Raw genomic sequence first — 4,218 nt, 5'->3', positions numbered from 1 at the left:
CATGCGTGTGCTCATCGTGCGACTGAACGCCATGGTCAGGGACGGTACCTGCTGGAGAACAGATACCGCGCAGCAGTAAAAGACAGTTGCTCCTACGGCTGCATGGGCAACGCCACCGCAGGATGGCGTGGAGCGAAGCGATACCCATCTTCCCCCACGCATAACCAGCCCTGCGCCATTGGGTTTTCTATCTGCCTGTTGATCAGCGTGATGTATTGCATCACACTTCGTCGGATGATCGTCAGCTTCCAGCACAAGGGCCTGGCTCTGTTCTTCAGGACCGGCTCCACCCGGGGAATCCGCGCCGACCACGCCAAGCGCCTGGCGCGTATGCTGCCGTTCCTCGATCGAGCGGCCGCGCCGGACGACCTCAACCTGCCAGGCTGGCGTCTGCACCCCTTGAAAGGGGAACTGGAAGGCTACTGGTCACTCACCGTCAGCGGCAACTGGCGGGTGATCTTCCGCTTCATCGGCAACGACGTGGAACTCGTCGACTATCTTGATTACCACTGAACAGGAGGGGGCGCCCATGGTCATGTTCAATCCACCACATCCTGGCGAAACCCTGCGCGAAGACGTGCTGCCGGCACTTGCCATCAGCGTCACCGAACTGGCCCGCCGCCTGGGCTTCGCACGTGAAACCCTGTCGCGCGTCCTGCACGGCCGCGCACCCATCAGCCCGGACCTGGCCGTGCGCCTGGAGCTGGCCGGCATCGGCACGGCGCGGACCTGGCTCGGCGTGCAGGCCGACTATGACATCTGGCAGGCCAGGCACCGCGAGCAGCCACATATCGAGCGCTTCGCCGATATCGCCTGAAGCTCGAAAGCCCTGCCGCGATGCGGGGCTTTCCATTTCTGCAGCGTCCGGCGCGCGACTTCGCAGGATGGCGTGAAGCGATACCCATCGCCATGGCCAGATAGGTATCGCAAGCTCGACCCATCCTATGGAGATCGCTTCGGATCAACCCTCGAAAGTCACCGGCCGCAGCGGTGCGGTATTCACCTTCAGCTCGAACACATCCGGCCTTGCATAGTGGCCGCAGGCGTCGAAGTCGAGGTTGCCTTTGCTCAGCAGTGTCATGTCGAGGTCGGCGTACAGCTCCGTCTCGCAATCGAATACCGGCCCGGCCAGCACTTCGCCCAAGGGGCTGACGATCATGCTGCCGCCGCGCATCACGTACTCGTCCTCCTGGAAGTCCAGGCCGAACGCCTTGCGGTGTTGTTGCGGGTACTCGCCCAGGCGGATCGCCTGGCAGGCCGAGAGCACGAACACCCGGCCCTCCAGGGCGATGTGGACCATGGAGCTGGCCCAGGAAGGGCGGTCGTCGGCGGTAGGTGCGCAGTACAGCTGCACGCCCTGGGCGTACATGGCCTGGCGTAGCGCCGGCATGTAGTTCTCCCAGCAGATAACGCTGCCCAGCACGCCGAACCCGGTGTCCACCGGCTCTATCGTGGAGCCGTCACCGAAGCCCCAGATCAGCCGCTCCTGCCCGGTGGGCATCAGCTTGCGGTGGTAGCCGGCGATGCCGTGCTCTGGCGTGAGGGTCACCGCGGTGCAGTACAGGGTGCGGCCGAAGCGCTCGATGATGCCCACCACCACGGTCACCCCGGTCTGTTCCACGCTTTCGGCGAGTCGCGCCAGTTCTGGCCCCGCCAGTTCGACGGCGCCCTCTACGTAGCGTTGGTAAAGTTCGCGCCCGGCGGCGCTACGGTTGCCCACCACGCTGCCGAAGGCCGCGCCTTTCGGGTAGCCGCCGATGAAGGCCTCGGGGAATACCGCCAGCTTCGCACCCTGTTCCGCCACGCGGCGCAGGATGGCGCAGGCCTTCTCGACGCTGGCCATTGGCTCGTAGGGAACGGAGGCGGCCTGGATGATCGCTACACGGGTCATGGGAACTCCTGACAGCTGGTGAAAAGGTCTAGAAACGGCTGATGTCGTTGTCACGGGTTTCCGGCAGCGTCTTCCACAGCACCACCAGGCATGCCAGGGAGACTGCCGCCAGGTAGGCCGCTGGAAGATTCGCATCGCCGGTCTGGCGGATCAGCGCGGTGGCGATGAAGGGGCCGGGGCCGGCGAGGATCGCCAGCGCCAGGTTGTGGCCCAGGGCCGCTCCGGTGGAGCGGATCGAGGCCGGGAAGACTTCCACCAACAGCACCACGTCCATGACTGCTGTGACCGCCACCAGCACACCCATCACCACCAGCCCGGCAAGGATTGCCAGCGGGTTGCCGCTGTTGAGCAACAGGAAGATCGGGTAGGCCAGCAGCGTGAGCGCAGCGGCGGCGCCCAGCAGCAGTTTGCGCCGGCCGATGCGGTCGCTGAGGCGGCCGATCAAGGGGTTGACGATCACGTAGACCACCAGCGCCAGGCTGCACAGCCACAGCGCGCTGCTGCGTGGCAGGCCGACGGTGGAGACCAGGTGGTTGTTGGCGTAGGTGATGAAGTAGTAGAGCGAGACGCCGAACAGCGCGGAAAACGCGAACGTGGTGATGAAAGCACGGCGGCGCACGGCACGGCTCGGTACGTGGGCCTGGTGCGAGCCGCGCTGGCGGACCATTTCTTCGTACACCGGGGTGTCGCCCAGCTTGCGGCGGATGAACACGGCGATGCCGGTCATCACGATGGAGGCCACGAACGGCAGGCGCCAGCCCCAGGCCGCCAACTGCTGGTCATCCAGCGCCGAGGAAATGCTCGCGGCGGTGAAGGTGCCGAACAGGAAGGCGAGCCCTGCCGTACCGGTGATCACGCTGGCGGCGGTGGCCCGGCGGTTGGACGGCGCGCTCTCGACGATGTAGATGCCGGCGCTGGACCACTCGCCGCCGACCATCATGCCCTGGATGAAGCGCATGGCGATGAGCAGGATGGGCGCGGTTATGCCGATCGCCTCGTAGGAAGGCAACAGGCCGATGATAGTGGTACAGACACCCATGCCGAACACCGTGATGATCAGCACCGAACGGCGGCCGAAGCGATCGCCGATGGGCCCGAGGATCAGGGCGCCGAAGGGCCGCGAGAGGAAGCCGACGGCGAATACCGCCAGCGACGAAAGCAGCGATACGCCCGATGCGCTGGACGGGAAGAACAGCATGCCGATCACCGCGGCGAAGTAACCGTAGATCGCGAAGTCGAACCACTCCATGAAGTTGCCGATGCCGACCGCGATGGCCCGCTTGCGGATGTCCGACTGCCCACGCTTGGTATGGATGCTGCTTGCACCCAGGCTTTGCTGAATCGCGTCCACAGGACTCTCCATCCCTTGTTATGTTGTTGTGGACGCCAGACTAGGAATCTCCCTGGGCACGGGGCAAACGATTAGGAAATATGAGCCGGATTAACGTACGTAATATCTCGCGGATCGACCTCAACCTTCTGCTCACCTTCCACTGCCTGATGACCGAGCGCAGCGCCACCCGGGCCTCGGCGATGCTGCACGTGACCCAGGGGGCGGTGAGCGCCGCGCTGCGCCGGTTGCGCGAGCATTTCGGTGACGAACTGTTCATCCGCACCGCCTCCGGCATGCAGCCCACGCGCAGGGCCATGGAACTGGCACCGAAGATCGCCGAGGCGCTGACCTCCATTTCCGGCGTGCTCGGCGCTGAGCCGGAGTTCTCCCCGCGCGATTCCAGTTACGTGTTCAACATCGGCCTGTCCGACGATATCGAGTCCTACCTGGCACCGCGCATCGTGAACACGGCGGCGGAGCTGGGGCTGGGCGTGAGCTTCGCCTTCCACCAGAGCAACAGCTCGCTATGGAAACAGTCGCTGCAGGACCCGGACATGGACCTGGTGATCTGCAGCGAACCGAAGGACTTCAACACCAGCTATTCCTCCCAGGTCCTGTTCTCTTCCTCCTACTCCTGCCTGTTTCGCCCACATGGGCGCGCGGCGGACCGGCCCATCGGCCTGGAGGAGTACTTCGCGGCGGACCATGTGCGCATCTCCTACGACGGCCGACGCGGCTTCATCGACGACATGTTCGAGGCCGCCGGCTATGCACGGCGTGTCATCGCCTCCTTCACCCACTTCAGCGGCGCATTGACGACGCTGATGAACAGCGAAGCGATAGCCACCATCCCGACATTCGCCGCCGAGAGCTATGCGGCCATGACCCACCTGAGCGTAAGCCCGGCGCCGCTACCGGTGCCGTCCTTCCGCTGCTTCATGGTCTGGGACATCACCAGGCACAGCAAACCCCACCACGAATGGCTGCGTCAGTT

The 4,218-nt window shown here is 64.7% G+C and carries 5 protein-coding genes; 3 read left to right on the top strand and 2 right to left on the bottom strand.

Annotated elements, in window-relative coordinates:
* Positions 1-234: 234 nt before the first annotated feature.
* Both DK254_RS04915 and DK254_RS04910 read left to right on the top strand, forming a co-directional pair.
* Positions 235-513: a type II toxin-antitoxin system RelE/ParE family toxin gene (locus tag DK254_RS04915; protein ID WP_109932665.1), complete on the top strand. Its 279-nt coding sequence runs from the start codon at positions 235-237 to the stop codon at positions 511-513.
* A 16-nt stretch (positions 514-529) separates the two neighbouring features.
* A complete protein-coding gene (locus tag DK254_RS04910) occupies positions 530-817 on the top strand; it encodes a HigA family addiction module antitoxin (protein ID WP_089392284.1) in 288 nt (95 codons plus the stop codon).
* Between the two features lie 144 nt (positions 818-961).
* On the opposite strand, the gene DK254_RS04905 is transcribed toward DK254_RS04910, so the two are convergent.
* Both DK254_RS04905 and DK254_RS04900 read right to left on the bottom strand, forming a co-directional pair.
* Positions 962-1,891: a carbon-nitrogen hydrolase family protein gene (locus DK254_RS04905; RefSeq protein ID WP_089392285.1), complete on the bottom strand. Its 930-nt coding sequence runs from the start codon at positions 1,889-1,891 to the stop codon at positions 962-964.
* 28 nt (positions 1,892-1,919) lie between these two features.
* Entirely contained in the window at positions 1,920-3,242 is a 1,323-nt protein-coding gene (locus DK254_RS04900) for an MFS transporter (protein WP_109932663.1), read from the bottom strand.
* An 80-nt stretch (positions 3,243-3,322) separates the two neighbouring features.
* On the opposite strand from DK254_RS04900, the gene DK254_RS04895 reads away from it, so the two are divergent.
* On the top strand, positions 3,323-4,218 hold an 896-nt coding region (locus DK254_RS04895), incomplete at its 3' end, for a LysR family transcriptional regulator (protein ID WP_109933006.1).

It is taken from the genome of Pseudomonas sp. RW407 (assembly GCF_003176655.1).
Lineage (GTDB): Bacteria > Pseudomonadota > Gammaproteobacteria > Pseudomonadales > Pseudomonadaceae > Pseudomonas > Pseudomonas delhiensis.
The sequence above is the reverse complement of the archived record's forward strand: the minus strand, read 5'-3'. Positions and strand labels throughout refer to the sequence as shown.